This window comes from Anaerofustis stercorihominis (assembly GCF_005844425.1).
Classification (GTDB): domain Bacteria; phylum Bacillota; class Clostridia; order Eubacteriales; family Anaerofustaceae; genus Anaerofustis; species Anaerofustis butyriciformans.
Genome location: NZ_SPHL01000009.1, coordinates 1 through 26412, shown reverse-complemented (window position 1 = coordinate 26412; position 26412 = coordinate 1). Strand labels below are relative to the sequence as shown.

The following is a 26412-nucleotide window of genomic DNA, read 5'->3' as shown; positions in this document are numbered from 1 at the left end:
TGTGTAAGTTTATAATATATATAAGAGAGAAAAAATATGAGCGAAATGATAGAAATAAAAAACGTTAATTATTCTTATAAGGATAATGAAGGAAAAACGATTGTAGAAGCATTGAAAGATGTTTCTTTTTGTGTTGAAAAGGGAAGTTTTGTTGGTATAATCGGAAGAAACGGTTCCGGAAAATCAACCCTTGCAAAATTGTTAAATGGTATTTTACTTCCTGAAAGCGGCGATATTTTAATTGACGGAATGAATACCAAAGATGAAAAAAAGATATGGGATATTAGACAAAAAGCCGGTATGATATTTCAAAATCCTGATAATCAAATGGTTGCAACAATAGTAGAAGAAGATGTTGCCTTTGGACCTGAAAATTTGGGGGTTGAGCCAAGTGAAATAAGAAAAAGAGTCGATGAAGCTCTTTTAAGCGTAAGCATGAGCGAATTTAAAGATAAAAAGCCTCACGAACTTTCCGGAGGACAAAAACAAAGGATTGCAATCGCAGGAATTCTTGCTATGAACCCTGAATGTATTATTTTGGACGAGCCTACAGCCATGTTAGACCCAAAAGGAAGAAATGAAGTAATTAATACAATCAAAAAATTAAATGAAAAAGGTACAACCATTGTTTTAATAACGCATTATATGGAAGAAGTAGTAAATGCAGACAAGGTAATAATTCTTGATAGAGGAGTAAAGGTCCTTGAAGATGAACCAAGGGAAGTTTTTGCAAAGGATGATATTTTAAAAGAACTAATGCTTGAACCTCCATATGCTACTAAAGTTGCATATGAGTTAAAAAAACAAGGAAAAATAAAAAATGATAAAATCCTTACGTTAGATGAATTAGTGGAGGAAATATGTCAGTAAAAGTTGTAGATTTATGTCATACATACGGAAAAGACAGTATATTTGAGTTTAAGGCTTTAAAAAATATAAATTTTGAAGTTAATAATGGTGAATTGGTTGGAATTATAGGTCATACGGGAAGCGGAAAATCCACTTTGATTCAACATATAAACAGGTTATTAACACCCACAAGCGGGGATATATATTTAGATGAGCTTAATATAAATGAAAAAGGCGTATTAATGAAAGATATATGCTCAAAAGTAGGTCTTGTATTTCAATATCCTGAATATCAATTATTTGAAGAAACAATATATAAAGATATTGCTTTTGGTCCTAAAAATATAGGCATGGAAGATATTGACGGAGCAGTAAGAAAAGCAATGGATATGGTTGGGTTGGATTTTGAAACTTATAAAGATAAATCTCCTTTTGATTTATCGGGAGGTCAAAAAAGAAGAGTTGCAATAGCCGGTGTTATTGCTATGGACCCGGATGTACTTATATTGGACGAACCTGCAAGCGGACTTGATCCAGTGGGAAGAAAAGAGATACTTGATAATATATATAAACTTCATAAAGAAAATAATTTGACAACTTTTTTAGTATCTCATTCAATGACAGACGTATGTGAATATGCAAGTAAAATAATGGTGTTTTCTTCGGGAGAATTAAAACTTTATGATACACCAAGAGAAGTTTTTAAAAATGTTGAACTTTTAAGAAGCATAGGTTTAAATGTTCCGGAAGGAAAAGAACTTATGTTAAAACTTAAAGAAAAAGGAATTAATGTAGATACAAACTTATTTACATTTAATGAAGTAATAAAAGAAATAGAAAAAGTTATTTAAGGGGATAAATATGTTAAATGATATTACAATAGGACAATATTATCCAACCGGATCGATGATTCATAAATTAGATCCGAGAAGTAAAATAATGGCTACTTTTTTGTATATGATTTTACTTTTTTTTGTTAAATCTTTTATTGGATTTTTGGGAATGTTTATTTTATTGTTAATTCCTTTAATTATTTCAAAAGTTCCGGTAGGATATCTTCTTAGAGGTTTAAAAGCACTGATTATTATTATTTTATTTACCGTTTGTCTTAATATGTTTATGACACCCGGTAATGTAATATATCAATTAGGTTTTTTAAAGATTACCGATAAAGGACTTCATAACGCCATATTAATGGCTGTAAGGCTTGTTTTGCTTGTTACGGGTACTTCTTTATTAACACTTGTAACATCGCCTATATCTCTTACTGATGGCTTAGAAAGACTAATGAAAAAAGTACCTTTATTAAAAAAATATGCACATGAACTATCTATGATGATGAGTATTGCACTTAGATTTATTCCAACACTTATGGAAGAAACAACAAGGATTATTAATGCCCAAAAATCAAGGGGTGCAGATTTCGAAAGCGGAAATCTTATAAACAGAGCAAAAGCTTTTATTCCGGTTTTAATTCCTTTATTCTTATCTGCTTTTCAAAGAGCAGAGGATTTAGCTCTTGCAATGGAAGCAAGGTGTTATACCGGCGGAGAAAACAGAACAAGAATGAAAGAATTAAAGTATACAAAAAATGATTTTTATACTTATTTATATATTGTATTCATGATAATTTTTACAGTAGTAACAAATATTCTTTATACTAAGGGGATTATTTAATGAAAAATATAGTCCTTACAATACAATATGACGGTAAAAATTATGTTGGCTGGCAGATGCAAAATAACGGAATGAGTGTTGAAGAGAAAGTAAAGACAGCTGTTGAAAGTCTTGTAAAAGAAGAGGTTAAACTTTACGGAAGTGGAAGAACAGACAGCGGAGTACATGCATTAGGGCAAAGAGCAAATTTTTATACAAATTCTAATATATCCATAGATAAATTTCCTTATGGTATTAATGCATTTTTACCAAAAGATATAAGGGTAATAAAGGCAGAAGAAAAAGATGAGAATTTTCATGCCAGATATGATACCACAGGGAAAGAATATATGTATTTAATTTATAATAACAGTATAATGAATCCTCTTTTTATAGGAAGGGCAACTCATGTTTTTTATAAACTTGATTTGGATAAGATGACTAGAGCCTCAAAAAAACTTATTGGTGAGCATGATTTTGCTGGATTTATGGGAAGTGGCAGTAATGTTAAAAGTACCATAAGAGAAATATATGATGTTAAAATAACTAAAAAAGATGATTTAATTATTTTTAAAATAAAAGGTAATGGCTTTTTATATAATATGGTAAGAATCATTGTTGCAAGTCTAATTGATATAGGAAGAGGAAGATTTGACGAAAATAGAATAGATGAAATCTTAGAAAGTAAAAACAGAAGCATGGCAAATGTTACAGCACCTGCGGAAGGGCTTTATTTAAAGGAAGTTTTTTACTAAAAACTTACATATTATAAAAAAATATATTGACATAAAAGGTAAAATAATCTAAAATATATAGGCTAGATATTTTTCGTGTATCGTTAGCCCCGTGCATGGAAAGTGTAGAGCAGATAATCTAAAATAAAAATATTATACGTATTGTGGAGGTTTAACGAAATGTTAACAAAGTCAACTAGTATTGCTAAACCCCAACAAATTGATAAAAAATGGTATGTAGTTGATGCTGAAGGCAAAACACTTGGTAGATTATGTAGTGAAGTTGCAAAAGTATTAACAGGTAAAAACAAACCTTGTTACACACCTAATATTGATACTGGGGATTATGTAATTGTAATTAATGCAGAAAAAATTCATCTTACTGGAAATAAATTATTAGACAAAAAATATTACAGACACACAGGATATCCTGGTGGAAGAAAAGAAGTAATGTACAAAGATTTAATTGCTAATAAACCAGAATTTGTAATCGAAAAAGCAGTTAAAGGTATGCTTCCAAAAAATAAACTTGGAAGAGCTCAATTTAAGAAATTAAAAGTATACGCAGGTAGCGAACATGAACATGCAGCACAAAAACCTGAAGTACTTGATATTAAGTAGGAGGAATAGATGGCAGAACAAGTTATGGCTACAGGCAGAAGAAAAAATTCTGTTGCAAGAGTAGTTTTAAAACAAGGTAGTGGAAAGATAACTATTAATGGTAGAGATATAGAAGAATATTTCGGCGGTAATGATACACTTAAAGTAATTGTTAGACAATCATTAGTTTTAACAGACAACGCTGACAAATATGATGTAAGCGTAAATGTATACGGCGGCGGAATTTCTGGTCAAGCAGGAGCAATCAGACATGGTATTTCAAGAGCTTTAGTTGCAGAAAACCCTGATTTAAGAAAAGAAGTTAAAAAAGCAGGTTTCTTAACTAGAGACTCAAGAATGAAAGAAAGAAGAAAATATGGTCTTAAGAAAGCTAGAAAAGCTCCACAATTTTCAAAAAGATAATATATTATATATATGGGAACAGCCTATGGCTGTTCTTTTTTTATTACGAAAATATAAATAGTCTGAATATTTTTAAATTGAAAAAGTGGGTTTGCTTTTTCCTACAGATATGGTAGGATATGAAAAATTTTGAAAAACATATTGAAAAAAAGTGGAGGGAATCATGAAAAGAATATTAAGTATATTTCTTACAGTGATGCTAGTATTTAGTATTATACCCCCTATTTATGCATCTAACGAAGAAAACGTTAATGCTACAAATATTACATTTAACAAAGATGAATTAGTATTAAACGGTATAGGAGAATCATTTAAATTAGAGGCAGCGATTGAGCCTGCGTCATATGATAAAGACTTAATTTACTGGAACAGTACTGATAAAAATGTTGCAAGTGTAGATGCAGATGGTGTTGTTGTTTCTTCAGGGGTTGGGACAGGTACTATTTTTGCAATGACAGCAAACGGTAAAAAAGCAGAATGTAAAGTAACTGTAAATGAAGTTAAAATTAATGGAGTTAATGTAATAGGTCCTGAAAGTATTTACATGGGTGGTGGAGATTATTACTTTATTAAATATTTACCTTCAAATACTACAGACAGATACGTTACTTTAACATCATCAAATGAAGATATTGTATCATATCCAAAATCATTCTACAGTTCAAACAGCTTTAAACTAACAGCAAAAAAAGTAGGTACTACAACAATAACAGTTAACATGGGAAATGGTGTAAGTACATCTTTTGAAGTTAGTGTAAAACCTGTTATGGCAAGTTCTTTAAGACTTGATTACAGTACTTTAAATTTATTTAAAGATGAAGAAAAAGTTGTAACATATGAAGTTTTGCCTAAGAATACAACTGATAAAACAGTAAAATGGGAAAGCATTAATCCTTCAATTGCAACAGTTGATAATAATGGTAAAATAAAAGCAATTAAAGAAGGGAAAACAATAATTATTGCAAGTACAGTAAATAATATTGTAAAAACAGTTGAAGTAAATGTTTCACCAAAAAAGGTAACAGGTATTTCTCTTGATAAAGAAAATGTAACATTAGATGTAGACGATACTGTAAAATTAAATGCATCAATTTATCCAATAGATGCTAAAAATCAAGATGTAAAATGGGAAAGTGAAAATATTAATATTGCTAATGTAGATGAAAATGGAGTTGTAACAGCTCAAAATTCAGGAAATACAAAAGTTAAAGCAATTTCTAAAGAAAATGGAAATATTATTGCGGTTTGCAGTATTAATGTAAATAAAGTTAAAACAGAAAGTGTTACATTAAATAAAACAAATGTACAATTAAATAAATTGACTGATGTTGTATATTTAACAGGAGAAGTTTATCCTTCAAATGCAGATGATAAGACAATACAGTGGAGCAGTAGCAATACAAAAGTTGCAAAAGTTGAAAATGGTAAAATTACACCTGTTGCAGACGGAAGCGCTGTTATTAAAGCTGAAACAAAAGATGGGAAAATAGCATATTGCAATGTTAAAGTTAATCTACCAAAAAAGAAAATTACAGTTGGAAAAGTAAATTCATTAAAAATAAAAAGCGGAAAGAAAAGTGCAACAATCACAATTTCAAAAGCTTCAAATGCAAAATATTATGAAATTTACAGATCAACAAATAAATCAACAGGATTTAAAAAAGTTGCAACTGTGAAATCAACAAAATATGTGAATAAAAAACTTACATCAAAGAAAACTTATTACTACAAAGTAAGAGCCGTAAACGGAAGTACAAAAGGTTCTTTCTCAAAAGTATATAAAGTAAAAGTAAAATAAAAAACATCCTTATGGATGTTTTTTATTTTACTTGCTATTGAATAAAATGTATATTTTTGATATCCTTTTTTATGGTAATTAAAAAATATGGAGAAAGAATTTGAGAAAATTAGCAGTACTTGGACCAAAGGGAACATTCAGCGATAATGCTTGCAGTTTATTTTTAAATGAAGAAAACGGAGATTTTGATGTAGTATATTATAATACCATTGATGAAACTTTTCACAGCATTGGTAAAGAATGCGATATGGGAATAATTCCAATAGAAAATACACTTGATGGATTCGTTCAAAGAACGCTTGATTTACTTCTTGAAATGGATGTTCATATTGTAAGAGAAATAAGTGTTCCTGTTCAGTTTTCTTTTATAGGTAACAGTGAAAATATCGAGCAAATAAAAAAAATATATGTACAATTTAAAACAAATGGTCAATGCAGAAAGTTTTTAGATTCGTTAGATGATGTAAATATTATTACAACCGACAGTAATATGGAATCTTATAATAACGTAAGTAAGGGGATATTGGCAGAAGGCGGTATAATACCTATGCATATGCTAAAATATGCAAATGCTAAATGTAAAATAGAAAATGTAACGGATGCATCTAATAATTTTACAAGATTTGTTGTTGTGGAAAAAGGTGAAAATGAATATGCGGCTCAAGAAAATAAGAATTTTAAAGTTCCAATGTATATTATGCCAAATATAGATAGACCCGGAATCCTTTTTGATATATTACATGAGTTTTCTATAAATAAAATAAACCTGGTTGCAATAATGTCTAGACCAACAAAGACAGATATGGGGAAATATAATTTTTATTTGGAGATTAATGGAGATTCCAATCAGATGGAAATTGTACAAAGATCTTTGGAAAACATTAGAAAAGAATACGGATTAAAAGTATTAGGATTTTATTCAATATAAAAGACCGATTTAGCGGTCTTTTTTTAATATGGCAAGTGCTTTCTTATATTTTTCTATCCTTTGTAAATCTTTGTTTGTAATTTTAGATAATCTTTTTACATCAAGATTATGTTCAAGATCTAAAATTTTAATTTTTTTAGCTAGTGTATTTGATTTAACTTTATTTATGTAAGAAAAATAATCTTCATTTCTTTTTCTTGTTAAACAAGATAAAGCATTTATTACATTTTCATTAAAGCCAAAGTCTATTAAATCTTTTTTTGTAATATTACTGTCTTCCATTACATCATGTAAAAGTGCAGTAATTATTTCATCTTCGCAATTTAGCATTTTTGCAATATGAATAGGATGGTTTATATAGGGCTTTCCACCTTTATCAAATTGATTTTCATGTGCTTTATATGCAATTTTCAGAGCTTTTTCTATGTTTTTATTTTGCATTTTATTACCTCTTTTATATTATATCATAAAAAAATTTGATTAAATTTGTGCATTAGTGGACTTTATTAAAAAAAACGAATATAATACATAGATATGGCATATATTTTGCTATATTATTTTGAAGCAAGTATCTGAATAGGAGGGGTAATAATGAAGTTTGCAGATAGAATGGATATGTTCCAAGAAGGGATTTTTTCCAAACTTGCTCATTTAAAAGAAGAAAAAATAAAAGAGGGAATGCATGTAATTGATTTAAGCGTAGGCGCTCCAAATATTCCGCCTGCAAAGCATATTGTAGATGCTTTAATAAAACAAGCCGGGAATTTGGAAAGTTATTTGTATCCTTTAAATGATAAAGAAGATTTAAAACAGGCTGTGAAAGTATGGTATAAAAATAGATACGGCGTTGATATTGATCCTGAAAGTGAAGTTACATCTTTACTTGGTTCACAAGAAGGTCTTGCTCATATAGCACTTTCAATAGTCAATCCTGGAGATACTGTTTTAGTTCCGGATCCATGCTATCCTGTTTTTGCCGACGGTCCAAGACTTGCAGGGGCAAAGCTATACTATATGCCTCAAAGAGAAGAGAATGGTTATATAATTGATTTAGACGAGATACCGGAGGATATAAGAAGAGAAGCTAAGTTTATGGTAGTTTCATACCCTAATAATCCAACAACAGCTATGGCGCCTGACAGCTTCTATAAAAAGCTAATAGCTTTTGCAAAAAAATATGACATTATTGTTCTTCATGACAATGCATACAGCGATTTGGTTTTTGACGGGAATACCTGTGGAAGTTTCCTTTGTTATGAAGGTGCAAAAGATGTAGGGGTAGAATTCAATTCTTTGTCAAAAACATATGGACTTGCAGGGGCAAGGGTAGGTTTTTGTATTGGTAATAAAGAAGTAGTTAAAAACTTATCAAATTTAAAGTCAAATATGGATTATGGTATGTTTTTACCTGTTCAAAAGGCGGCAATTGCTGCTATAACAGGAGATCAATCTTGTGTTGAAACCGTAAGAAAAGCATACGAAAACAGGAGAAATATTCTTTGTGACGGATTAAATGAAATAGGATGGAAAATGAATAGATGTCCTGCAACAATGTTTGTATGGGCAAAGATTCCAAGCAAGTATACTTCTTCAGAGAAATTTTGTATAGAACTTCTTGATAAAACCGGAGTTTTGGTTACTCCCGGAAGTGCTTTTGGACCATCGGGAGAAGGGCATGTGAGAATGGCACTTGTTCAAGATGAAGATGAGATGAAAAAAGCAATTGAAAGCATAAAAAACAGCGATATATTAAAATAAAATTTTGAATGTACATTGATTTATTTCTTTGTACATTCTTATATTTTATAGGGGAAAAATAAAAAGAAATAAGGAAAATTTTTCTCATTATTGTAAATAAAAAATTTTTATGATAATATCAGTTTAATGTAAAAAAGGAGGGGACAATGTCAGATAAAATTGTTATAAGAGGCGCTAAAGAAAACAATTTAAAAAATATAAATTTAACAATTCCAAGAGATAAACTTATTGTTTTTACAGGACTTTCAGGTTCCGGTAAATCATCTCTTGCTTTTGATACTATATATGCAGAAGGACAAAGAAGATATGTTGAAAGTTTATCTGCATATGCAAGACAATTTTTAGGTCAGACAAATAAACCAGATGTAGAGAGCATAGAAGGTTTAAGTCCTTCTATTTCTATCGATCAAAAGACAACAAACAGAAACCCTCGTTCTACCGTTGGAACAGTAACAGAAATATATGATTACTTCAGACTTTTATATGCAAGAATAGGTATCCCTTACTGTCCAAAATGCGGTAAAAAAATAGAAAGTCAAAGTATAGATACTATTATTAAAGATATATTATCTCATGAAGAGGGTACAAGGGTTCAAATATTGGCTCCTGTAGTAAGAGGAGAAAAAGGAACTCATAAAAATTTAATAGAACATTTAAAAAAAGATGGCTATTTAAGAGCATTTATTGACGGGGAAATGTTCGACCTTGATGATTCAATAAAACTTTCAAAAAATAAAAAACATAACATAAACGTTGTAATTGACAGACTTAAAATAAGAGAAGGAATAAAATCAAGACTTAATGATTCTGTTGAAACGGCATTAAAACTTACTGATGGTTTGGTAGTTTGTAAATTTAATGATGAAGATAAACTTTATTCGGAAAAGTTTGCATGTATGGATTGTGGAATTGCAATGGAAAAGCCTGAACCAAGAAACTTCTCTTTTAATGCTCCTTTTGGAATGTGTATGGATTGTAATGGTATAGGATATCATCAAACCATAGATCCAGACCTTGTTATTCCAAATAAAGATATTTCTATAAAAGAAGGTGCTCTTTCTAACTTTATAAGTTCAGATGACAGTACTTATTATTCTGTAATAATAAAAACGTTAGTTGATAAGTATAATTTTTCTATGGATAAACCTTTAAAAGAAGCAAGCGATGAATTTATGAATGCTCTTTTATATGGAGATAAAGGCAAAATTAAAATAGGATTTAATTCTCATTTTGGAGGATACAAAGAAAGAGAAGTAGAGTTTGAAGGAATAATAAACAATATTCAAAGAAGATATTTTGAAAGCAACAGTGAATATATAAAAGCGAAATTTGCTAAATTCTTATCAAATATAACTTGTAGTTCATGTCACGGAAAAAGGCTTAATCCAAACTCTCTTGCAGTGAAGATAAACGGAGTAAACATAATTGAGCTTACGGAAATGTCGATAAAAGACTGTAAGAAATTTATTGATAATTTAACTTTAACAGAAAACGAAGCTAAAATTGCAGAACTTATTTTAAAAGAAATAAAATCAAGGCTGGGGTTTTTAATAGATGTTGGACTTGATTATCTTACTTTAGACAGAGCAGCATCAACTTTATCAGGTGGTGAGAGTCAAAGGATAAGACTTGCTACACAAATTGGTTCAAAACTTACGGGAGTACTTTATGTTTTAGATGAACCAAGTATAGGGCTTCATCAAAAAGATAATGATAAATTATTAAAGACACTTCGTGATTTAACAGATATTGGAAATACGGTAATAGTAGTGGAACATGATGAAGATACAATGCGTGAGTCGGATTATATAGTCGATATAGGTCCGGGAGCAGGAATTCATGGTGGAGAAGTTGTTGCAAGCGGTCCTCTTGAAGAAATCATTGATAATAAGAACTCTATAACAGCAGATTATCTTTCTGGAAGAAAGAAAATAGAGGTTCCAAAACAAAGACAAGAAGGAAACGGTCAGTATCTTGAAATAATAGGGGCAAAGGAAAATAACCTTAAAAATATTGATGTTAAGATAGAACTTGGTAAAATGACTTGTGTTACAGGTGTTTCAGGTTCAGGAAAAAGTACTCTTGTAAATGAAATACTGTTTAAATCTTTAAGGAAACAGATTCTTGGTTCCCTTGAAAGACCGGGAAAACATAAGGAAGTAAAAGGGGCAGAGTATCTTGATAAGATAATAGACATAGACCAATCTCCGATAGGAAGAACGCCAAGGTCAAATCCTGCAACTTATACGGGAATGTTTGATATGATAAGAGATGTTTTTGCATCAACTAATGAAGCAAAAATGAGAGGTTATCAAAAAGGACGCTTCAGTTTTAATGTTAAAGGTGGAAGATGTGAGCATTGTAAGGGAGATGGAATAATAAAAATTGAAATGCACTTCTTACCTGATGTTTATGTTCCTTGTGAAGTCTGCGGCGGAAAAAGATATAACGATGAAACTTTACAGATAAAATATAAAGGAAAAACCATTGCCGATGTATTAGATATGAGTGTTGAAGAAGCTCTTGATTTCTTTGAAAATATCCCTTCAATTAAATCAAAAGTACAGACTCTTTATGATGTAGGGCTTGGTTATATAAAACTTGGACAACCTTCTACAACTCTATCGGGAGGAGAGGCTCAAAGAATAAAACTTGCAACATATTTATCAAAACGTCAAACAGGCAAAACATTATATATTCTTGATGAACCTACAACAGGTCTTCATATGGAAGATGTAAAAAAACTCCTTGAAGTTCTTTATAGGTTAAGAGAAGGTGGAAATACTATTCTTATAATAGAGCATAATCTTGATGTTATAAAATGTGCAGATTATATAATTGATTTAGGTCCTGACGGAGGAGATAACGGCGGCGAAGTTATTGCAACGGGAACACCAGAAGAGGTTGCTAAAGTTAAAAATAGTTATACGGGACAATATCTAAAGAAAATATTAAAATAAAAAGACTCTTAATAGAGTCTTTTTTTTATAAAAATAATGAATAATTTAATTATATATACTGTAATTTTGAATTTTTAAATAGTATAATTTAAAATAGCAATGTAAATTTATGTGTTAAAGGAGAAAATATGAAAGCGACAATAATGTGCATAGGCGATGAAGTTTTATGTGGAGATGTATTAAACTCAAATGGTACTTTTTTTGCAAAAGAACTTACTGAAATAGGAATTGAAGTTGTTAAACATGTGGTTGTAAGTGATGACGAAGATATGGTAGAAGGCGCATTTATGGATGCGGTTAAATTAAGTGATGTTATCATTACAACAGGAGGTCTTGGACCAACTTTGGACGATATGACAAAAGAAGCCATTGCAAAGGTTACAAACAGACCTTTGGAAGAGAATGAAGAAGCAAGAAAACACGTTGAAAGTTATTTTATCAGAAAAGGAAAAGATTACGTTTTAACACCTAATAATTATAGACAAGCATTATTCCCAAAAGGAGCAAAAATTTTAGATAACGACAGAGGAACTGCTCCCGGAGCGCTTCTTGAAATTGAAGATAAAATGATTATTATGCTTCCTGGACCACCAAGAGAAAATACAAATATGTATTATAAACATATTAAAGAATACTTGGTTAATAAATTAAATAAATTCTTTGCCGTAAAAGATTATATGACTTCAGGTATTGGTGAATCTGAAATAGAATATAAACTTAGAGATTTGCTTCCTGATATTGAAGGAGTAAATGTAAATACATACTTTAATGACAGCGGTGTAAAAGTTAAAGCTGTTTCAAAAGCTGATAACTTAAAGCATGCTGTTGAAAACTTAGACAAGGTAGATAAAATAATAACAAGTAACTTTAAAGAATATATTTATTCTGTTAAAGGAGAAACTCTTCCTCAAAAATTAATTGCAACATTAAAAGAAAAAGGACTTACTTTTTCTTGTGCAGAATCTTGTACGGGAGGTCTTCTTGCAAGTTATATTACAGAAATTGCAGGAGCAAGTGAAGTTTTTATGGGTAGTGCAGTTACATATACAAACGAAGTAAAACACTCCCTTCTTGGTGTAAAAGAAGAAACTCTAAAGAAGTATGGTGCGGTAAGTGCAAACTGCGTAGAAGAAATGGTTGTAGGATGTGCCAAATGTTTTAACACTGATGTTGCAATTTCCATAAGCGGTATTGCAGGCCCGGGAGGAGGAAGTGAAGAAAAACCTGTAGGAACAGTGTATATGGGATTTTATTATAATGGAAAAGTAACTTCAAAACTTTACAACATAACAGGTGAAAGAAAAAGAGTTCAAACAAGAAGCGCATATTATGCAATTAATAATATATTAAAAATAATTGATGAAAATATTGACTAATTTTTAAAGTAATTGTATAATATAAAAGAACAAATGTTTGAAAGGACGTTAAGATATGAATCCAGATAAAGAAAAAGCCTTAGAGCTTGCAATGAAAAATATAGAAAGTAGTTTTGGGAAAGGTGCGATAATGAAGCTTGGTGACAAACCGGCTGTTACCATTGATACCATTTCTACATCTTCAATTTCTCTTGATGCTGCCCTTGGGGTAGGAGGACTTCCAAGAGGAAGAATTATCGAAATATACGGACCTGAGTCTTCAGGTAAAACAACAGTGGCATTACACGTTGTTGCAGAAGCACAAAAAGCCGGCGGAGTTGCCGCTTTTATAGATGCTGAACATGCTCTTGACCCTGTATATGCAGAAGCTCTTGGTGTTAATATAGATGAATTAATTGTTTCTCAGCCTGATACAGGAGAACAAGCTCTTGAAATAACAGAAGCACTTGTAAGAAGTTCTGCAATTGATGTTGTAGTTGTGGACTCTGTTGCGGCATTGGTTCCAAAAGCTGAAATCGAAGGAGATATGGGAGATAGTCATGTAGGTTTACAAGCAAGACTTATGTCTCAAGCTTTGAGAAAACTTGCGGGAGCAATAAATAAATCAAATACAACAGCTATATTTATAAATCAATTAAGAGAAAAAGTAGGGGTAATGTTTGGTAATCCTGAAGTTACTCCGGGAGGTAGAGCTTTAAAATTCTATTCTTCAGTAAGACTTGAAGTGAGAAGAGTTGATTCAATAAAAAGCGGTCAAGACATTATAGGCAACAGAACAAAAGTTAAAGTCGTAAAAAATAAAGTTGCACCACCATTTAAAATTGCTGAATTTGATATTATGTATGGAAAAGGAATATCAAGAGAAGGCGATATAGTTGATATGGCGGCAAAATACGGTATTATCAAAAAGGCAGGAGCTTGGTATTCTTATCAAGATGAAAAAATAGGACAGGGAAGAGATAAGGCAAAACAATTCCTTAAAGATAATCCGGAAACTGCTAAGATTATAGAAAACTTAGTATTAGATGAAGTTCTTGGAAGAACTCATGAAGAAGAAGAAAATATTGAAGAATAAAAAAAGAACAGCTTAGCTGTTCTTTTTTATATTATTCATATAATTTATCTGAAAGCGTAGCACACATTACCGCTTTAATTGTATGCATTCTGTTTTCTGCTTCGTCGAATACTTTAGAATGTTTACTTCTGAATACTTCATCAGTTACTTCCATTTCTTTTAATCCGTATTTTTCATAAACATCTTTTCCTATTTCAGTATTTAAATCATGGAAAGAAGGTAGGCAGTGTAAGAATATTACATTTTCATTTCCTGTCTTTTTAAGCATATCCATGTTAACTTGATAATCTTTTAAAAGATTGATTCTTTCTTCAAATTTATCTTCTTCACCCATTGACACCCAAATATCTGTATATATTGCATCAGAATCTTTAACGGCTTCATCAACATTATCTGTTATAAGAATTGTACTTCCGTTTTCTTTTGCGATTTCTTCCATTTCTTTTACTAGATTTTCATCAGGCCATAAAGATTTTGGAGCTGCCGCAGCAAAATTTATTCCAAGTTTTGCGCATCCTATTAGTAAAGAATTTGATACATTGTTTCTTGCATCTCCAACATAAGTAAGTTTCATATCGTTGTTGTTGTCTTTATCAATGTTTTCATACATTGTAAGAACATCTGCAAGAAGTTGTGTTGGATGATATAAATCTGTTAGACCATTCCAAACAGGAATCCCTGAATATTTAGCAAGGTCTTCAACTGTTTCTTGTTTAAAACCTCTGAATTCAATACCATCAAACATTCTGCCAAGAACTTTTGCTGTATCTTCTAAAGATTCTTTTTTACCCATTTGTGAATTTGTTAAGAATGTTGCATGAGCACCTTCGTCATATGCTGCAGTTTCAAATGCACATCTTGTTCTTGTTGATGTTTTTTCAAAAAGTAAAACGATGTTTTTACCTCTTAGTAAATCACCGATTTCGCCTCTTTTTTTCTTTGCTTTAAGTTCTTTTGCCAAATCAAGTAAAAATTTGATTTCTTCTGTTGTATAGTCTCTAAGTGTTAAAAAACTTCTTCCTTTTAAATTAACGCTCATTTGTTCCTCCTAAAAATCTATGTCTTCTCTAACTAAAGGCATACTCATACATCTTGGGCCGCCTCTTCCTCTTACAAGTTCGCTTCCTTCTATTGAAAGAACTTTAATACCGTTTCTGTCAAGTATTTCGTTTGAAATTTCATTTCTGTTATATGTTATAACAACTCCAGGGGAAATGGCAAGTGTGTTTGTGCTGTCATTCCATTGTTCTCTGGCTGAAATAACACTGCTGCTGCCACCGCTTTTTATAAGTTTTACGCTTGGAAGATTTAAAGCTTTTGCAAGCGCTGTTTTTAAGCTTTCTTCTTGTTCGTATTTTAATGTATTTTTTTCTCCTGCTGTTATACTTACCACTTCAATGTCTTTTAATATATTAGGGAAGATTATGAATTTATCATAGTCTACCATTGTAAATACCGTATCAAGATGCATAAATGCTCTTTCATGTGGAATTTTTACGGCTAATACTTTCTTAACTCCACTACCTGAAGTTAAAAGATTTTGTGCAAGCCTGTCTATTCCTTCAAGAGATGTTCTTTCTGAAAAACCTACAAGAACACATTCTTTACTTAAAATAAGAACGTCCCCGCCTTCAAGTGTCATTCTCTCTCTTTCGTTGTCAAAATATACAGGGGAACCTGAAAAATCAGGATGATATTTATAAATAAGTCTTATTATTAAACTTTCTCTTCTTCTGATATGAGTTCTCATTTTAGAAAAAGCAACACCGTTTTTTATTACAACCCCTACATCTCTCATGAAGTAAAGATTTGGTATTGGTTTAAAATAATAAGGATATTTATCTTGCATATAATCAGATAATGTAACTCTATTTGATTTTATTTCGCTTTCGCTAAGTCCTGCAATAACACATCTTATAAGTTCTTTATTATCAAGGCTTAATAAAAATTCCCTAAGTCCCATAACAGTTATATCGTCATATTGTACTTCTCTTAATACAATATCAACAAGCTCTTCTTTTGCCTGCTTATTATTACTTATAACGTGAAGTAAACAGTCTGTTACATATAATACTTCCGTTCCTGTTTGTCTTAGGATATTTGCGAAACCGTCATGTTCTTTTCTCATTCTGCTCATCCATGGGATGTCATCAAATAAAACTTCTTTTAGATCGTCAGGTGTAATTCTATCAAGTTCAAAGCCCGGTCTATGAAGTAATATTTTTTTTAACTTACCAATTTCATTGTTAATTAATAATTTATCCATAATAACCTACTTTTTTTATTTTTTTTTGATATAATAATATCTATACTGTAATATATTAACATATTATAACATGGTATTGAAACAAGATTGAAAAAAATTTATAAAACTTTATATAAAAGGAGTAATATTATGTTTCCCAAAATTAAAATAAACTTAGCAGGAATAAGGGAGAATACTTCAAAAGTATGTGAAAAATGTGCAAAGTACGTTATTAATGTAACAGCTGTAACAAAGATGTTTTTGGCGGACGAGAATATTGCAGAATGTTTTGTTACAGGTGGAGCAAATGCATTTGGTGATTCCAGAATTGAAAATCTTAAAAAGTTAAGTTGTTTCAATATGCAAAAATGGCTTATAAGAATTCCTATGGAATGTGAAATAGAAGATGTTATCAGATATAGTGATGTATCTTTAAACAGCGAATTAAAAACAATAAGACTATTAAATAAAGAAGCATATAAACAAAATAAAGTACATAAAGTTATTTTAATGGTAGATCTTGGGGATTTAAGAGAAGGTTATTTTAGTACTGATGATTTATATAGTGATATAGATAAAATATTACAGCTTAAAAATATTGAGCTTTATGGAATAGGAACAAATCTTACTTGTTTTGGTGGTGTTATTCCAAGACCTGATAATCTTTCAAAACTTGTTAAAATTAAAGAAAGAATTGAAGAAGATTTTGATATTGAGTTAAAAGTTGTTTCAGGAGGTAATTCAAGTTCTTATACTTTAGTTGAAAGTGGAGAGATGATAAGCGGAATAAACAATCTAAGACTTGGTGAAGTTATATTATTAGGTAATGAAACAACTTATGGTAAACCTGTAGAGGGGCTTTATCATGATAACTTTATTTTAGAAGCTCAAATAGTGGAATTAAAAGAAAAACCTTCTGTTCCAATTGGAGAAATTGGTATGGATGCATTTGGGAATACTCCTGAATTTACGAATAAAGGAACAATGAGAAGAGCAATTGTTGCTTTAGGAAGACAAGATGTAAAAACAGAGGGAATGCAGCCTGTTGATAGTGATATAGAAATTTTGGGAGCGAGCAGCGACCATACTATACTTGATTTAACAAATGCCGATAAGATGTATAAGCTTGGTGATGTAATATCTTTTAAACTTGATTATGGTGCAGCTCTTGCGGCAATGACAAGTAATTATGTTGAAAGAGAATATGTTCATTTTAAATCAAAATAAAAAAAGCACTGATTTCAGTGCTTTTTTTTATATGAATTCCATCATTACAACATTTGCAAAATCCAGTCCTTTATATGTTAAAGAAAAATGATTGTTTTTTATTTGTACAAGTCCCATTTCTTTAAATTTATTTATTTTGTCTTTATATATATCCTCAAAATCTAAATTAAACTTTTTATTAAAATCATCTATGTCTAAGCCTTTTGTTTTTCTTAATGCTAGCATAATATAATCTCCAATTAATTCTTCATTTGTAAGTATATGTTCTTCTTTTATTGGAATAGTATCTTTTTTTATGTCTTCAATATAATCTTTTATATTTTCTTTATTTGTACTCCGTTTATTATCATTAAAGCTTGAAGCATTGCTCCCAAATCCTACATAATCATAAAAGTCCCAACATCTTAAATTATGTCTGCTTTCATATCCATCTTTTGCAAAGTTCGAAATTTCATATTGATTATATCCATATTCATTTAATTTTTGTATTAAATAATGATACATTTGTCTGTCTAAATTATCGTTTTGCTCTATATTGTTGTTTTGGTAATAATCGTAAAGCTTTGTACCTTTTTCCAATATAAGAGAATAGGTAGAAATATGTTCTGGATTAAGGGATAATACAAATTCTAAAGAATCAATAAAATTTATTAATTTTTCATTCGGTAGAGAAAACATTAAATCTACATTTATATTGTTAAAGCCTTCTTCTCTTGAAAGGAGAAAAGCTTCTTTAAATTTCTCTACAGTGTGTATTCTTCCTATCTTTTTTAAAGTTTCATTATTTGCAGATTGTAATCCCATACTTAGTCGGTTAAAACCAAAATTTTTGTAATCTTGAAGTTTTTCTTTTGTTACACTTTCGGGGTTAAGCTCTATTGTTATTTCAGCATTATCTTCAAAATTAAAATTTGATTTAATGATATTTATGATTTGACCTATATATTGGCTGTCTACATAACTTGGAGTTCCTCCGCCAAAATAAAGAGTAGAAATACTTCTACTCTTTAGCTGTTCCTTTTTTAAAAGAATTTCTTTACCTAATGCTTCATAATAATCTCTAATGTAGTTTTCACTATTTGCATAAGAAGCAAAATCACAGTAATAACATTTATGTTTACAAAATGGTGTGTGTATATATATTGAAATATTATTCATCTAATTTAAGCACTGCCGTAAATGCATCTTGAGGAACTTCAACTTTACCAACTTGACGCATTTTCTTTTTCCCTTCTTTTTGTTTTTCAAGAAGCTTTCTTTTTCTTGAAATATCTCCACCGTAACATTTAGCTAAAACGTCTTTTCTTAAAGCTCTTACGGTTTCTCTTGCAATGATTTTTCCGCCTATTGCTGCTTGAATAGGGATTTCAAACATTTGTCTTGGAATTTCTTCTTTAAGTTTTTTTACAATAAGTCTTCCTCTTGCTTGAGCTTTGTCACGGTGAACGATAAATGAAAGTGCATCTACCATTTCTCCGTTTAGAAGTATATCAAGTTTTACAAGGTCTGACTTTCTATAATCAAGTAGTTCATAATCAAGAGAAGCATATCCTTTTGTTCTTGATTTTAATGTATCAAAGAAATCGTAAATAATTTCATTTAAAGGCATTTCATATTTTAAGTTAACTCTGTTTTCATCAATGTAGTCCATTGTTTTGTAAATGCCTCTTTTATTTTGACAAATTTCCATAACAGCTCCAACATATTCACTTGGAAGCATTATATTGGCATCAACAAAAGGTTCTTCCATGTAACTTATTTCTTGAATTGGAGGAAGATTTGTAGGGTTGTCTACTTTAAGTTCACTGCCGTCTGTTTTTGTTACATGATATATAACGCTTGGAGTTGTTGTTACAATATCTATATTATATTCTCTGTCTATTCTTTGCTGTGTTACTTCTAAGTGTAAAAGTCCCAAAAATCCGCATCTAAAACCAAATCCTAGAGCAACGGAAGTTTCAGGTTCATATAATAAAGAAGCATCGTTTAATTTAAGTTTTCCCAAAGCTTCCTTTAAGTCCTCATATTTGCTTCCGTCAGCAGGGTAGATACCGCAGTAAACCATTGGAGTAATGCTTTTATATCCAGGTAGAGGTTCACTTGCCATGTTATGAGCATCCATTATTGTGTCCCCAACTCTTGTGTCTTCAACATTTTTTATGCTGGCACAAACATATCCTACATCTCCACTTTCAAGTTTTGTTACAGGAGTTAAAGTGCTTGTAAAGATTCCAACTTCTTCAACTTCAAATTCTTTTCCTGTTGCGTAAAATCTAATTTTTGTGCCTTTTTTTATTTCACCGTCAACTATTCTTGTACTTATAACAACCCCTTTATATTGATCATAATATGAGTCGAAAATAAGTCCTCTTAGTGGTTGTTTGTTGTTTTCTTTTGGAGATGGAATATCTTTTACGATTGCTTCTAAAACATCTTCTATATTTATTCCTTCTTTCGCTGAAATAAGAGGTGCTTCATCTGCAGGTAGACCGATATAATCTTCAATTTCCCTTCTTGCTATTTCAGGGTCTGCGCTTGGAAGGTCTATCTTATTTATTACAGGAATAATTTCAAGGTCGTTTTCAAGAGCAAGGTATACATTTGCCATTGTTTGTGCTTGAATTCCTTGAGTTGCGTCTACTATTAATATTGCACCTTCGCATGCAGCAAGAGAACGTGATACTTCATAAGTAAAGTCAACATGTCCCGGTGTATCTATAAGATTTAGATAGTATTCTTCACCGTCTTTTGCTTCATAAACAAGTCTTACAGCTTGAAGTTTAATAGTTATTCCTCTTTCTTGTTCAAGGTCCATTTTATCAAGAACTTGACTTGTCATATCTCTTTTGGCTATTAAGCCTGTTTTTTCTATTAATCTGTCTGCCAAGGTTGATTTACCATGGTCAATATGTGCAATAATGCAAAAATTTCTTGTTCTTTCTTGTTTACTTTTCATCTTTCACCTTATATTATTATAATAATGCTAATAAATTTTACCATAAAATAAACATAAGTAAAAGCATGATAAAAAAAATATTATAAAAAATAAAAAAAACATTTGCATTATTGTAAAAAAAATAGTATACTTATTAGGCTACGAATATAGTAAAAGAATATAAAATTATTTTTATATAATAATTTGTCAAAAGGGGTGAAAGAAATGAAAGAAGGAATCCATCCAAACTATGGTAAATGCACAGTTACTTGCGCTTGTGGAAATACTTTTGAAACAGGTTCTGTAAAAGACGAAATCCGTGTGGAAATTTGTTCAAAATGTCATCCATTCTATACAGGAAAACAAAAACTTGTAGATACAGGCGGTAGAGTTGATAGATTTAAGAAAAGATATAATTTGGACTAAGTATAATATAGAAGGAGGCATATTCTTATGAAAAGGACTTTTCAACCAAACAATCATAAAAGAAAGAAAAATCATGGTTTCAGAAGCAGAATGTCTACTCCAGGCGGAAAAAATGTAATCAGAAATAGAAGAAGAAAAGGTAGAAAACAATTATCTGCTTAGATATTAACTGCTAGGGCTACTGTAAATGTAGCCTTTTTTTATATATGATAAGGGTAAATCATGCAAAGATTAAAAAACAGTATAGATTTTAAAAGAGTTTACAACAACCAAAAATCTTTTGCAAACAGACATTTGGTTTTATATATTTTAAAAACCGATAATGAAAGCAGGATAGGTTTTTCGGTAAGCAAAAAAGTTGGTAATGCAGTAACAAGGAATAAAATAAAAAGAAGACTTAGGGAAATTTCTAGGTTAAATGCATACCAAATAAAAGAAGGCTATGATATAATATGCATTGTCAGAGTAAAAGCAAAAGATATTGATTATCAAACATTGAATAATTCATTTCTTCATTTGATTAAAAAACTTGGATTATTAAAGGTGAATGAAAATGGCTAAATTGATGACTAAACTGGTAATCTTTTATCAAAAATATTTATCTGGTTTAAAAAGACCATGTTGTAAGTATATTCCAACGTGCTCAAATTATGCTATTGAAGCATATAAAAAACATGGCTTTTTTAAAGGCACTATATTAAGTGTATACAGAGTTTTAAGATGTAACCCTTTTTCAAAAGGGGGATACGACCCGGTTCCGGAAAAATTTCTATAGGAGGAAAAAAGAAAAAACATGTCGTATTTATATATGTTATTTGGAAAGGTTTTGCTGTTTATCTATAATTTTATAGGTAACTACGGACTTGCAATCATTCTTTTTGCATTGTTTGCAAAAATTATTTTGCTTCCACTTACATACAAACAAATCAAATCAACACAAATTATGAAAGTTATCAATCCTGAAGTTATGAAAATTCAGGAAAAATACAAAAACGATAAAGCCAAACAAGGCGAAGAAATGTGGAAAGTTTATGAAAAATATAATTATAATCCAATGAGCGGTTGTCTTCCTTTATTAATACAAATTCCTATAATTTTAGGTTTGTTTGGTGTTATAAGACAGCCTGAATTATATGTTTTTACAGGGGGAATGACAAATGTTTCAATGTCATTTTTCTGGTTAAAAGATATTAGTATATCTGCAATGGATATTGTTAGAACAAGCGGATTTTCTCTTGATACTTTATATGCTTTGATTATTCCTATGATTACTACTTTAGCTACTTTTATTCAAATGAAACAATCAATGGCTAACCAACCTAATCAAATGGGCGGCAGTATGCAAATGATGAATTTTGTTATGACATTAATGATAGGCTGGATGTCTTTAACTTTCCCGGGAGCTCTTGCTATATACTGGGCAGCAACGACATTACTTGGTATTTTACAAACAGAAATTATGTATAAATTTATGCCTGTAACAGCTGAATCTTTACATGTAAAACCTATAAGTAATTATACGGAGGTATCTAATGGAAAGAAGAAAAAGCGCAATAGGAAAAGGTAAGACAATTGAAGATGCAATAAAAGATGCTCTTGAAAAACTTAATGCAACAAGCGAAGAAGTTGATACAAAAGTTTTAGAAATGCCTACTTCAGGTTTTATGGGAATAGGTGCAAAAAGTGCCAAAGTAGAAGTATTTTTAATTGAAAAATTTGATGAAATTGCAAAAGAATTCTTAGACAGTGTTTTAAATAAAATGGGTATTGAACATTCTATAAGCATTGATTATGATGAAAAAGATGAAAATATGTTTATTTCTCTTGATATAGAAAATACAGGTGTATTAATTGGAAAACATGGTCAAACATTAGATTCTTTACAATATTTAACAAGTCTTGTTGTAAATAAGAGTTCTGAAAATTATATTAGAGTAATTCTTGATATAAACAATTATAGAGAAAAAAGAAAAGAAACCTTGGAACATTTGGCAGATAAGCTTGCAACTAAAGCTTTAAAAAGAAGAAAAAATATTGAGCTTGAACCAATGAATCCTTATGAAAGAAGAATTATTCATTCATATCTTCAAGGTAGGGAACATATAACGACTTATTCTGTTGATGAAGGTACAAACAGACATTTAATAATAGAATATACTAAATAAAAAAAGACCTTACGGTCTTTTTTTTGTTATTTATTTCTTCCTGTTAAAGGATACTTTCCTAAATTAAAGAAAATCATAACATTTTTAAAATTAAAGGGGAAATTATATTTGTAAAACTTATTTGTTTTACAGTGTTTAGTATAATCGTATGCTATGATACTTTGTTGTTTTAATTGTGAAAAAAAAAGGAAAAAAATACACTTTTTTTATTAAAAAAAGATTAGAATATTAAATAATCCGTAATTTATCTTTTTAATAATATTTTTTTTGTAAAATAATAAAGTATTATTAAAAAAAGTATATAAAAAATAATTTTGTTAATATTGATTCCTATCCACATTTCATTCTCCTTTGTAAATTATATTAACAAAAACTTAAATAAGAACAATTTCATTGATTTATTTTTTTTATCATAGTAAAATAGTAGATATCTTAATAATAATTTTCGAAAGATTTATATATTTATTTTTTATTCTTTTCATTTTCCCGGAGGTATTTATGAATAGTAGTGATTTATCAAAATTAAAAGTGGCAGAGCTTAAAGAAAAAGCCTGTGAATATGGTATTACAAAAATAAGTGGGTTAAAAAAACAGGAAATTATTGATTTAATATTAGAAAAAGTAAACGAAGAAGAAGAAAATAAACGATATTCAAAACTTAAAGATCCAATTTCAAATAGTTTTAATATGGAAGGTGAAGTTCAAGTCTTACCTGAAGGCTTTGCTTTTTTACGTCCTAAGGATATGAAAAAGCCTGAAGATGCTGTTTATGTTGCTGCAAGTCAGGTTCAAAGGTTTAAAATTAAGACAGGAGATATTTTATCAGGAAAGGTAAGACCTCCAAAAGAAGGTGAAAAGTATTATGCAATGCTTTTTCTAGAAGGTGTAAACGGAAGAAAGACAAGTGATATTCTAAAAGAAGAAAAACAAAAACTTCAAAAAAATGATGAAAAAGATATGACTTTATATTCAGAAGCTCATGAAGGGGTTTTGGATATTTTATCAGACGGTTATGGATTTTTAAGAACAAATAATTATCTTCAAGGTGAAAATGATATATATGTGGCGCCTCAACATATAAGAAAGTATAAACTTAAAGCAGGGGATTTGGTAAGAGGAAGAATAAGGCTTTCGGGAGAAGGTGAAAAGTTTGATGCGTTATTATATGTAGAGCAGGTAAACGGAAAAGCACCTGAAAGTATTGTAGGAAGAAAAGATTTTGAAAAGCTTGTACCTATTTTCCCTGACGAGCGAATAAATCTTGAAACAGAAAAAAATATTATTTCAACCAGATTGATAGATATTTTTTCTCCTATCGGAAAAGGGCAAAGAGGACTTATAGTAGCAGCGCCAAAGGTAGGAAAAACTATTCTTCTTAAACAAATAGCAAAGGCAATAAGAGTAAATAATCCTGATATACATTTAATAGTTTTACTTATAGATGAACGTCCTGAAGAGGTAACTGATATACAACGTAGCATTGATTCTGACGTGGTTTATTCTACCTTTGATCAAAACCCTGCAAATCATATAAAAGCGGCTGAAATGGTCTTAGACAGGGCTAAAAGACTTGTTGAAATAGGTGAAGATGTTGTAATTTTAATGGATAGTATTACAAGATTTACAAGAGCAAATAACCTTGTTGTTCCATCTTCAGGAAGAACTTTATCTGGAGGACTTGATCCGGAAAGTCTTTATTATCCTAAGAAATTTTTTGGTGCGGCAAGAAATATAGAAAATGGCGGAAGTCTTACGATTTTAGCTACTGCATTGGTTGAAACGGGTAGCAGAATGGATGATTTGATTTTTGAAGAATTTAAGGGTACCGGAAATATGGAACTTGTGCTTGATAAATCGCTCGCAAGAAGAAGAGTATTTCCCGCAATTGATATTGTAAAATCAGGAGCGAGAAGGGAAGATTTACTTTTAAGAGAAGATGAACTTAATTGTGCTAATCTTTTAAGAAGAAACTCTATGGACAGCTTGGAGCTTTCTGAAAGAGTAATTAACCTAATGAAAAAGACAAGAAATAACAAAGAATTTATAAATGTTTGTACTAAAAATATTTAATTGAGTAATAACATAAAATAGCGATATATAAAAAAATATATGATATGTTTTCTAAATAAAATGTAGAATAAAAGACATAAAATGTTCTTAAAATTTTCACATTAAAAACAATATGGTATCAATTTATAATAGTATACTAACAGAGTAAAAAGTTGAAAAACTTTTTCATAATTTCCCCTAAATGATATGTAAATAAATTTTCATATCATTCCCTCATTTTATCATAAAAAGCTCCTCAAAAGAGGAGCTTTTTAAATTGCTTATAGTTTAGGGTTTCCATAACACTTTCTGCAAACCGGAAGATAATTTTGATTATCTCCGATTTGGATTTGTTTTCCTGAATAATTAGGTTTCCCATCTATTATTCTTAAATTCATTGTTGCTTTTTTATTACAAAACCAGCAAACTGTTTTAACTTCTTCTATTTTATCGGCATAAATAAGTAGGTTTAAACTTCCCTCAAATAAATTATTTTGAGAGTCATTTTTTAACCCATATACAATAACAGGGATGTTCATATAATCTACTATTTGTGTTAAGTCTAAAACATGTTGTCCTGTTAAAAATTGCCCTTCATCAATTAAAATACAATGAATTTCTTTTTCCTGCATTTGAACAATTTGTTTAAAGTCTGTTTTATCATTGAAAACAATAGCTTCTTTTTTTATGCCTATTCTTGATGCAACAAAACCTTTGCCGTATCTATTATCCAATTCAGAAGTAAATAATAATACATTCTTTCCTTGTTCTTCGTAGTTGTGAGCTATTTTTAATACTTCAATTGATTTTCCTGCATTCATTGTAGAATATCTAAAATATAATTGTGCCATATTAAATACTTTCTCCAATATTATTAAATATTTTATATTTTGTATAATCGAAGTCTTTTGATTTTTCGTTTATTTTATTTGCAAGACTGTTGTACTCTTTATCTATATCTAAATTATTTTTAGATAGAACAATACTTTCTTTTTCTATTGACATATCAATAATATTTTGAATATATTTTTGATAATTAATATTATTTGTATCTTTGAATGTTCTTAAAAATTCATTGTTTGATGTGATAACTTCATTTTTATTGTTTCTTTTTGTATAAGAAATACTATTTATTAGTCCATTCTTATATGTGACTGTTAATTCACCATCATAGCCATTTTTATCGTATGTTGTTGTTTTAGCATTAT

Annotated in this window: 27 protein-coding genes; 20 read left to right on the top strand and 7 right to left on the bottom strand. The window is 30.0% G+C overall.

The window, feature by feature from the left end; all coding sequences use genetic code 11:
• Positions 1-36 precede the first annotated feature (36 nt).
• The 8 genes from FGQ49_RS03905 to FGQ49_RS03870 all read left to right on the top strand — a co-directional run bounded on the left by FGQ49_RS03905 (position 37) and on the right by FGQ49_RS03870 (position 6988).
• Positions 37-870 carry an energy-coupling factor transporter ATPase gene (locus FGQ49_RS03905; protein WP_138268574.1) on the top strand — a complete coding sequence of 278 codons (834 nt, stop codon included), beginning with the start codon at positions 37-39 and terminating at the stop codon, positions 868-870.
• Positions 861-1700, top strand: a complete 840-nt coding sequence (locus FGQ49_RS03900) for an energy-coupling factor transporter ATPase (protein ID WP_138268573.1) — start codon at positions 861-863, stop codon at positions 1698-1700. Before FGQ49_RS03905 ends, FGQ49_RS03900 begins: the two co-directional genes overlap by 10 nt.
• 10 nt (positions 1701-1710) lie before the next feature.
• On the top strand, positions 1711-2526 hold the full coding sequence (locus FGQ49_RS03895; RefSeq protein WP_138268572.1) for an energy-coupling factor transporter transmembrane component T family protein: 816 nt from the start codon (positions 1711-1713) through the stop codon (positions 2524-2526).
• A complete protein-coding gene (truA, locus tag FGQ49_RS03890) occupies positions 2526-3260 on the top strand; it encodes a tRNA pseudouridine(38-40) synthase TruA (RefSeq protein ID WP_138268571.1) in 735 nt (244 codons plus the stop codon). The genes FGQ49_RS03895 and truA overlap by 1 nt, the downstream gene beginning before the upstream one ends.
• A 159-nt stretch (positions 3261-3419) precedes the next feature.
• Complete coding sequence (gene rplM / locus FGQ49_RS03885) at positions 3420-3860, top strand: 50S ribosomal protein L13 (RefSeq protein WP_138268570.1); 441 nt, start codon at positions 3420-3422, stop codon at positions 3858-3860.
• A gap of 9 nt (positions 3861-3869) precedes the next feature.
• Entirely contained in the window at positions 3870-4262 is a 393-nt protein-coding gene (gene rpsI, locus FGQ49_RS03880; protein ID WP_138268569.1) for a 30S ribosomal protein S9, read from the top strand.
• A 163-nt stretch (positions 4263-4425) separates the two neighbouring features.
• Positions 4426-6060, top strand: coding sequence for an Ig-like domain-containing protein (locus FGQ49_RS03875; protein ID WP_138268568.1), 1635 nt, complete (start codon positions 4426-4428; stop codon positions 6058-6060).
• Between the two features lie 100 nt (positions 6061-6160).
• On the top strand, positions 6161-6988 hold the full coding sequence (locus tag FGQ49_RS03870) for a prephenate dehydratase (RefSeq protein WP_138268567.1): 828 nt from the start codon (positions 6161-6163) through the stop codon (positions 6986-6988).
• Positions 6989-6997: 9 nt separating this feature from the next.
• Here the strand turns inward: FGQ49_RS03870 and FGQ49_RS03865 are convergent, their stop codons facing one another.
• On the bottom strand, positions 6998-7429 hold the full coding sequence (locus FGQ49_RS03865; protein ID WP_138268566.1) for an HD domain-containing protein: 432 nt from the start codon (positions 7427-7429) through the stop codon (positions 6998-7000).
• Between the two features lie 150 nt (positions 7430-7579).
• Between FGQ49_RS03865 and FGQ49_RS03860 the strand changes: the two genes are divergently transcribed.
• The 4 genes from FGQ49_RS03860 (at position 7580) to recA (ending at position 14157) form a co-directional block, all read left to right on the top strand.
• Complete coding sequence (locus tag FGQ49_RS03860) at positions 7580-8746, top strand: aminotransferase class I/II-fold pyridoxal phosphate-dependent enzyme (RefSeq protein ID WP_138268565.1); 1167 nt, start codon at positions 7580-7582, stop codon at positions 8744-8746.
• Between the two features lie 146 nt (positions 8747-8892).
• Positions 8893-11706: an excinuclease ABC subunit UvrA gene (gene uvrA / locus FGQ49_RS03855; RefSeq protein ID WP_138268564.1), complete on the top strand. Its 2814-nt coding sequence runs from the start codon at positions 8893-8895 to the stop codon at positions 11704-11706.
• 128 nt (positions 11707-11834) lie between these two features.
• Positions 11835-13082: a competence/damage-inducible protein A gene (locus tag FGQ49_RS03850; protein WP_138268563.1), complete on the top strand. Its 1248-nt coding sequence runs from the start codon at positions 11835-11837 to the stop codon at positions 13080-13082.
• Between the two features lie 55 nt (positions 13083-13137).
• Complete coding sequence (gene recA / locus FGQ49_RS03845) at positions 13138-14157, top strand: recombinase RecA (protein WP_138268562.1); 1020 nt, start codon at positions 13138-13140, stop codon at positions 14155-14157.
• Between the two features lie 31 nt (positions 14158-14188).
• Here the strand turns inward: recA and argF are convergent, their stop codons facing one another.
• A complete protein-coding gene (gene argF / locus FGQ49_RS03840; RefSeq protein WP_138268561.1) occupies positions 14189-15196 on the bottom strand; it encodes an ornithine carbamoyltransferase in 1008 nt (335 codons plus the stop codon).
• 9 nt (positions 15197-15205) lie between these two features.
• Positions 15206-16423: an arginine deiminase gene (locus FGQ49_RS03835; protein WP_138268560.1), complete on the bottom strand. Its 1218-nt coding sequence runs from the start codon at positions 16421-16423 to the stop codon at positions 15206-15208.
• 129 nt (positions 16424-16552) lie between these two features.
• Here FGQ49_RS03835 and orr point away from each other — a divergent pair, with 129 nt between their 5' ends.
• Complete coding sequence (orr, locus tag FGQ49_RS03830) at positions 16553-17629, top strand: ornithine racemase Orr (protein WP_138268559.1); 1077 nt, start codon at positions 16553-16555, stop codon at positions 17627-17629.
• Between the two features lie 27 nt (positions 17630-17656).
• Here the strand turns inward: orr and hemW are convergent, their stop codons facing one another.
• Together hemW and lepA are read right to left on the bottom strand one after the other, a co-directional pair.
• Entirely contained in the window at positions 17657-18787 is a 1131-nt protein-coding gene (gene hemW, locus FGQ49_RS03825) for a radical SAM family heme chaperone HemW (protein WP_138268558.1), read from the bottom strand.
• On the bottom strand, positions 18780-20585 hold the full coding sequence (gene lepA, locus FGQ49_RS03820; RefSeq protein ID WP_138268557.1) for a translation elongation factor 4: 1806 nt from the start codon (positions 20583-20585) through the stop codon (positions 18780-18782). The genes hemW and lepA overlap by 8 nt, the downstream gene beginning before the upstream one ends.
• Before the next feature lie 204 nt (positions 20586-20789).
• Here lepA and rpmE point away from each other — a divergent pair, with 204 nt between their 5' ends.
• The 7 genes from rpmE (at position 20790) to rho (ending at position 25225) form a co-directional block, all read left to right on the top strand.
• A complete protein-coding gene (rpmE, locus tag FGQ49_RS03815; RefSeq protein WP_138268556.1) occupies positions 20790-20990 on the top strand; it encodes a 50S ribosomal protein L31 in 201 nt (66 codons plus the stop codon).
• A 27-nt stretch (positions 20991-21017) separates the two neighbouring features.
• The gene (rpmH, locus tag FGQ49_RS03810; RefSeq protein WP_138268555.1) at positions 21018-21152 is read left to right on the top strand and encodes a 50S ribosomal protein L34; all 135 of its coding nucleotides are present in this window, start codon (positions 21018-21020) and stop codon (positions 21150-21152) included.
• 60 nt (positions 21153-21212) lie between these two features.
• Entirely contained in the window at positions 21213-21551 is a 339-nt protein-coding gene (gene rnpA / locus FGQ49_RS03805) for a ribonuclease P protein component (protein ID WP_138268554.1), read from the top strand.
• Positions 21544-21765 (top strand): membrane protein insertion efficiency factor YidD, encoded by a 222-nt coding sequence (yidD, locus tag FGQ49_RS03800; protein ID WP_138268553.1) that lies wholly within the window; start codon positions 21544-21546, stop codon positions 21763-21765. The genes rnpA and yidD overlap by 8 nt, the downstream gene beginning before the upstream one ends.
• 18 nt (positions 21766-21783) lie before the next feature.
• A complete protein-coding gene (locus tag FGQ49_RS03795; protein WP_138268552.1) occupies positions 21784-22557 on the top strand; it encodes a YidC/Oxa1 family membrane protein insertase in 774 nt (257 codons plus the stop codon).
• The gene (jag, locus tag FGQ49_RS03790) at positions 22523-23155 is read left to right on the top strand and encodes an RNA-binding cell elongation regulator Jag/EloR (RefSeq protein ID WP_138268551.1); all 633 of its coding nucleotides are present in this window, start codon (positions 22523-22525) and stop codon (positions 23153-23155) included. The genes FGQ49_RS03795 and jag overlap by 35 nt, the downstream gene beginning before the upstream one ends.
• Positions 23156-23653: 498 nt before the next feature.
• Entirely contained in the window at positions 23654-25225 is a 1572-nt protein-coding gene (rho, locus tag FGQ49_RS03785) for a transcription termination factor Rho (RefSeq protein WP_138268550.1), read from the top strand.
• Between the two features lie 260 nt (positions 25226-25485).
• Here the strand turns inward: rho and FGQ49_RS03780 are convergent, their stop codons facing one another.
• The gene (locus tag FGQ49_RS03780) at positions 25486-26055 is read right to left on the bottom strand and encodes a thymidine kinase (protein ID WP_138268549.1); all 570 of its coding nucleotides are present in this window, start codon (positions 26053-26055) and stop codon (positions 25486-25488) included.
• A 1-nt stretch (position 26056) separates the two neighbouring features.
• Positions 26057-26412, bottom strand: a 356-nt coding sequence (locus tag FGQ49_RS10315) for a hypothetical protein (RefSeq protein WP_207669784.1), incomplete at its 5' end; no start/stop codon positions are given.

What these genes read in the sequence shown, in the direction of transcription:
- FGQ49_RS03905 (WP_138268574.1), top strand. Translation starts at nt 37, where the DNA reads ATGAGCGAAATGATAGAAATAAAAAACGTTAATTATTCTTATAAGGAT.
- FGQ49_RS03900 (WP_138268573.1), top strand. Translation starts at nt 861, where the DNA reads ATGTCAGTAAAAGTTGTAGATTTATGTCATACATACGGAAAAGACAGT.
- FGQ49_RS03895 (WP_138268572.1), top strand. Translation starts at nt 1,711, where the DNA reads ATGTTAAATGATATTACAATAGGACAATATTATCCAACCGGATCGATG.
- truA (WP_138268571.1), top strand. Translation starts at nt 2,526, where the DNA reads ATGAAAAATATAGTCCTTACAATACAATATGACGGTAAAAATTATGTT.
- rplM (WP_138268570.1), top strand. Translation starts at nt 3,420, where the DNA reads ATGTTAACAAAGTCAACTAGTATTGCTAAACCCCAACAAATTGATAAA.
- rpsI (WP_138268569.1), top strand. Translation starts at nt 3,870, where the DNA reads ATGGCAGAACAAGTTATGGCTACAGGCAGAAGAAAAAATTCTGTTGCA.
- FGQ49_RS03875 (WP_138268568.1), top strand. Translation starts at nt 4,426, where the DNA reads ATGAAAAGAATATTAAGTATATTTCTTACAGTGATGCTAGTATTTAGT.
- FGQ49_RS03865 (WP_138268566.1), bottom strand. Translation starts at nt 7,429, where the DNA reads ATGCAAAATAAAAACATAGAAAAAGCTCTGAAAATTGCATATAAAGCA.
- FGQ49_RS03860 (WP_138268565.1), top strand. Translation starts at nt 7,580, where the DNA reads ATGAAGTTTGCAGATAGAATGGATATGTTCCAAGAAGGGATTTTTTCC.
- uvrA (WP_138268564.1), top strand. Translation starts at nt 8,893, where the DNA reads ATGTCAGATAAAATTGTTATAAGAGGCGCTAAAGAAAACAATTTAAAA.
- FGQ49_RS03850 (WP_138268563.1), top strand. Translation starts at nt 11,835, where the DNA reads ATGAAAGCGACAATAATGTGCATAGGCGATGAAGTTTTATGTGGAGAT.
- recA (WP_138268562.1), top strand. Translation starts at nt 13,138, where the DNA reads ATGAATCCAGATAAAGAAAAAGCCTTAGAGCTTGCAATGAAAAATATA.
- argF (WP_138268561.1), bottom strand. Translation starts at nt 15,196, where the DNA reads ATGAGCGTTAATTTAAAAGGAAGAAGTTTTTTAACACTTAGAGACTAT.
- FGQ49_RS03835 (WP_138268560.1), bottom strand. Translation starts at nt 16,423, where the DNA reads ATGGATAAATTATTAATTAACAATGAAATTGGTAAGTTAAAAAAAATA.
- orr (WP_138268559.1), top strand. Translation starts at nt 16,553, where the DNA reads ATGTTTCCCAAAATTAAAATAAACTTAGCAGGAATAAGGGAGAATACT.
- hemW (WP_138268558.1), bottom strand. Translation starts at nt 18,787, where the DNA reads ATGAATAATATTTCAATATATATACACACACCATTTTGTAAACATAAA.
- lepA (WP_138268557.1), bottom strand. Translation starts at nt 20,585, where the DNA reads ATGAAAAGTAAACAAGAAAGAACAAGAAATTTTTGCATTATTGCACAT.
- rpmE (WP_138268556.1), top strand. Translation starts at nt 20,790, where the DNA reads ATGAAAGAAGGAATCCATCCAAACTATGGTAAATGCACAGTTACTTGC.
- rpmH (WP_138268555.1), top strand. Translation starts at nt 21,018, where the DNA reads ATGAAAAGGACTTTTCAACCAAACAATCATAAAAGAAAGAAAAATCAT.
- rnpA (WP_138268554.1), top strand. Translation starts at nt 21,213, where the DNA reads ATGCAAAGATTAAAAAACAGTATAGATTTTAAAAGAGTTTACAACAAC.
- yidD (WP_138268553.1), top strand. Translation starts at nt 21,544, where the DNA reads ATGGCTAAATTGATGACTAAACTGGTAATCTTTTATCAAAAATATTTA.
- FGQ49_RS03795 (WP_138268552.1), top strand. Translation starts at nt 21,784, where the DNA reads ATGTCGTATTTATATATGTTATTTGGAAAGGTTTTGCTGTTTATCTAT.
- jag (WP_138268551.1), top strand. Translation starts at nt 22,523, where the DNA reads ATGGAAAGAAGAAAAAGCGCAATAGGAAAAGGTAAGACAATTGAAGAT.
- rho (WP_138268550.1), top strand. Translation starts at nt 23,654, where the DNA reads ATGAATAGTAGTGATTTATCAAAATTAAAAGTGGCAGAGCTTAAAGAA.
- FGQ49_RS03780 (WP_138268549.1), bottom strand. Translation starts at nt 26,055, where the DNA reads ATGGCACAATTATATTTTAGATATTCTACAATGAATGCAGGAAAATCA.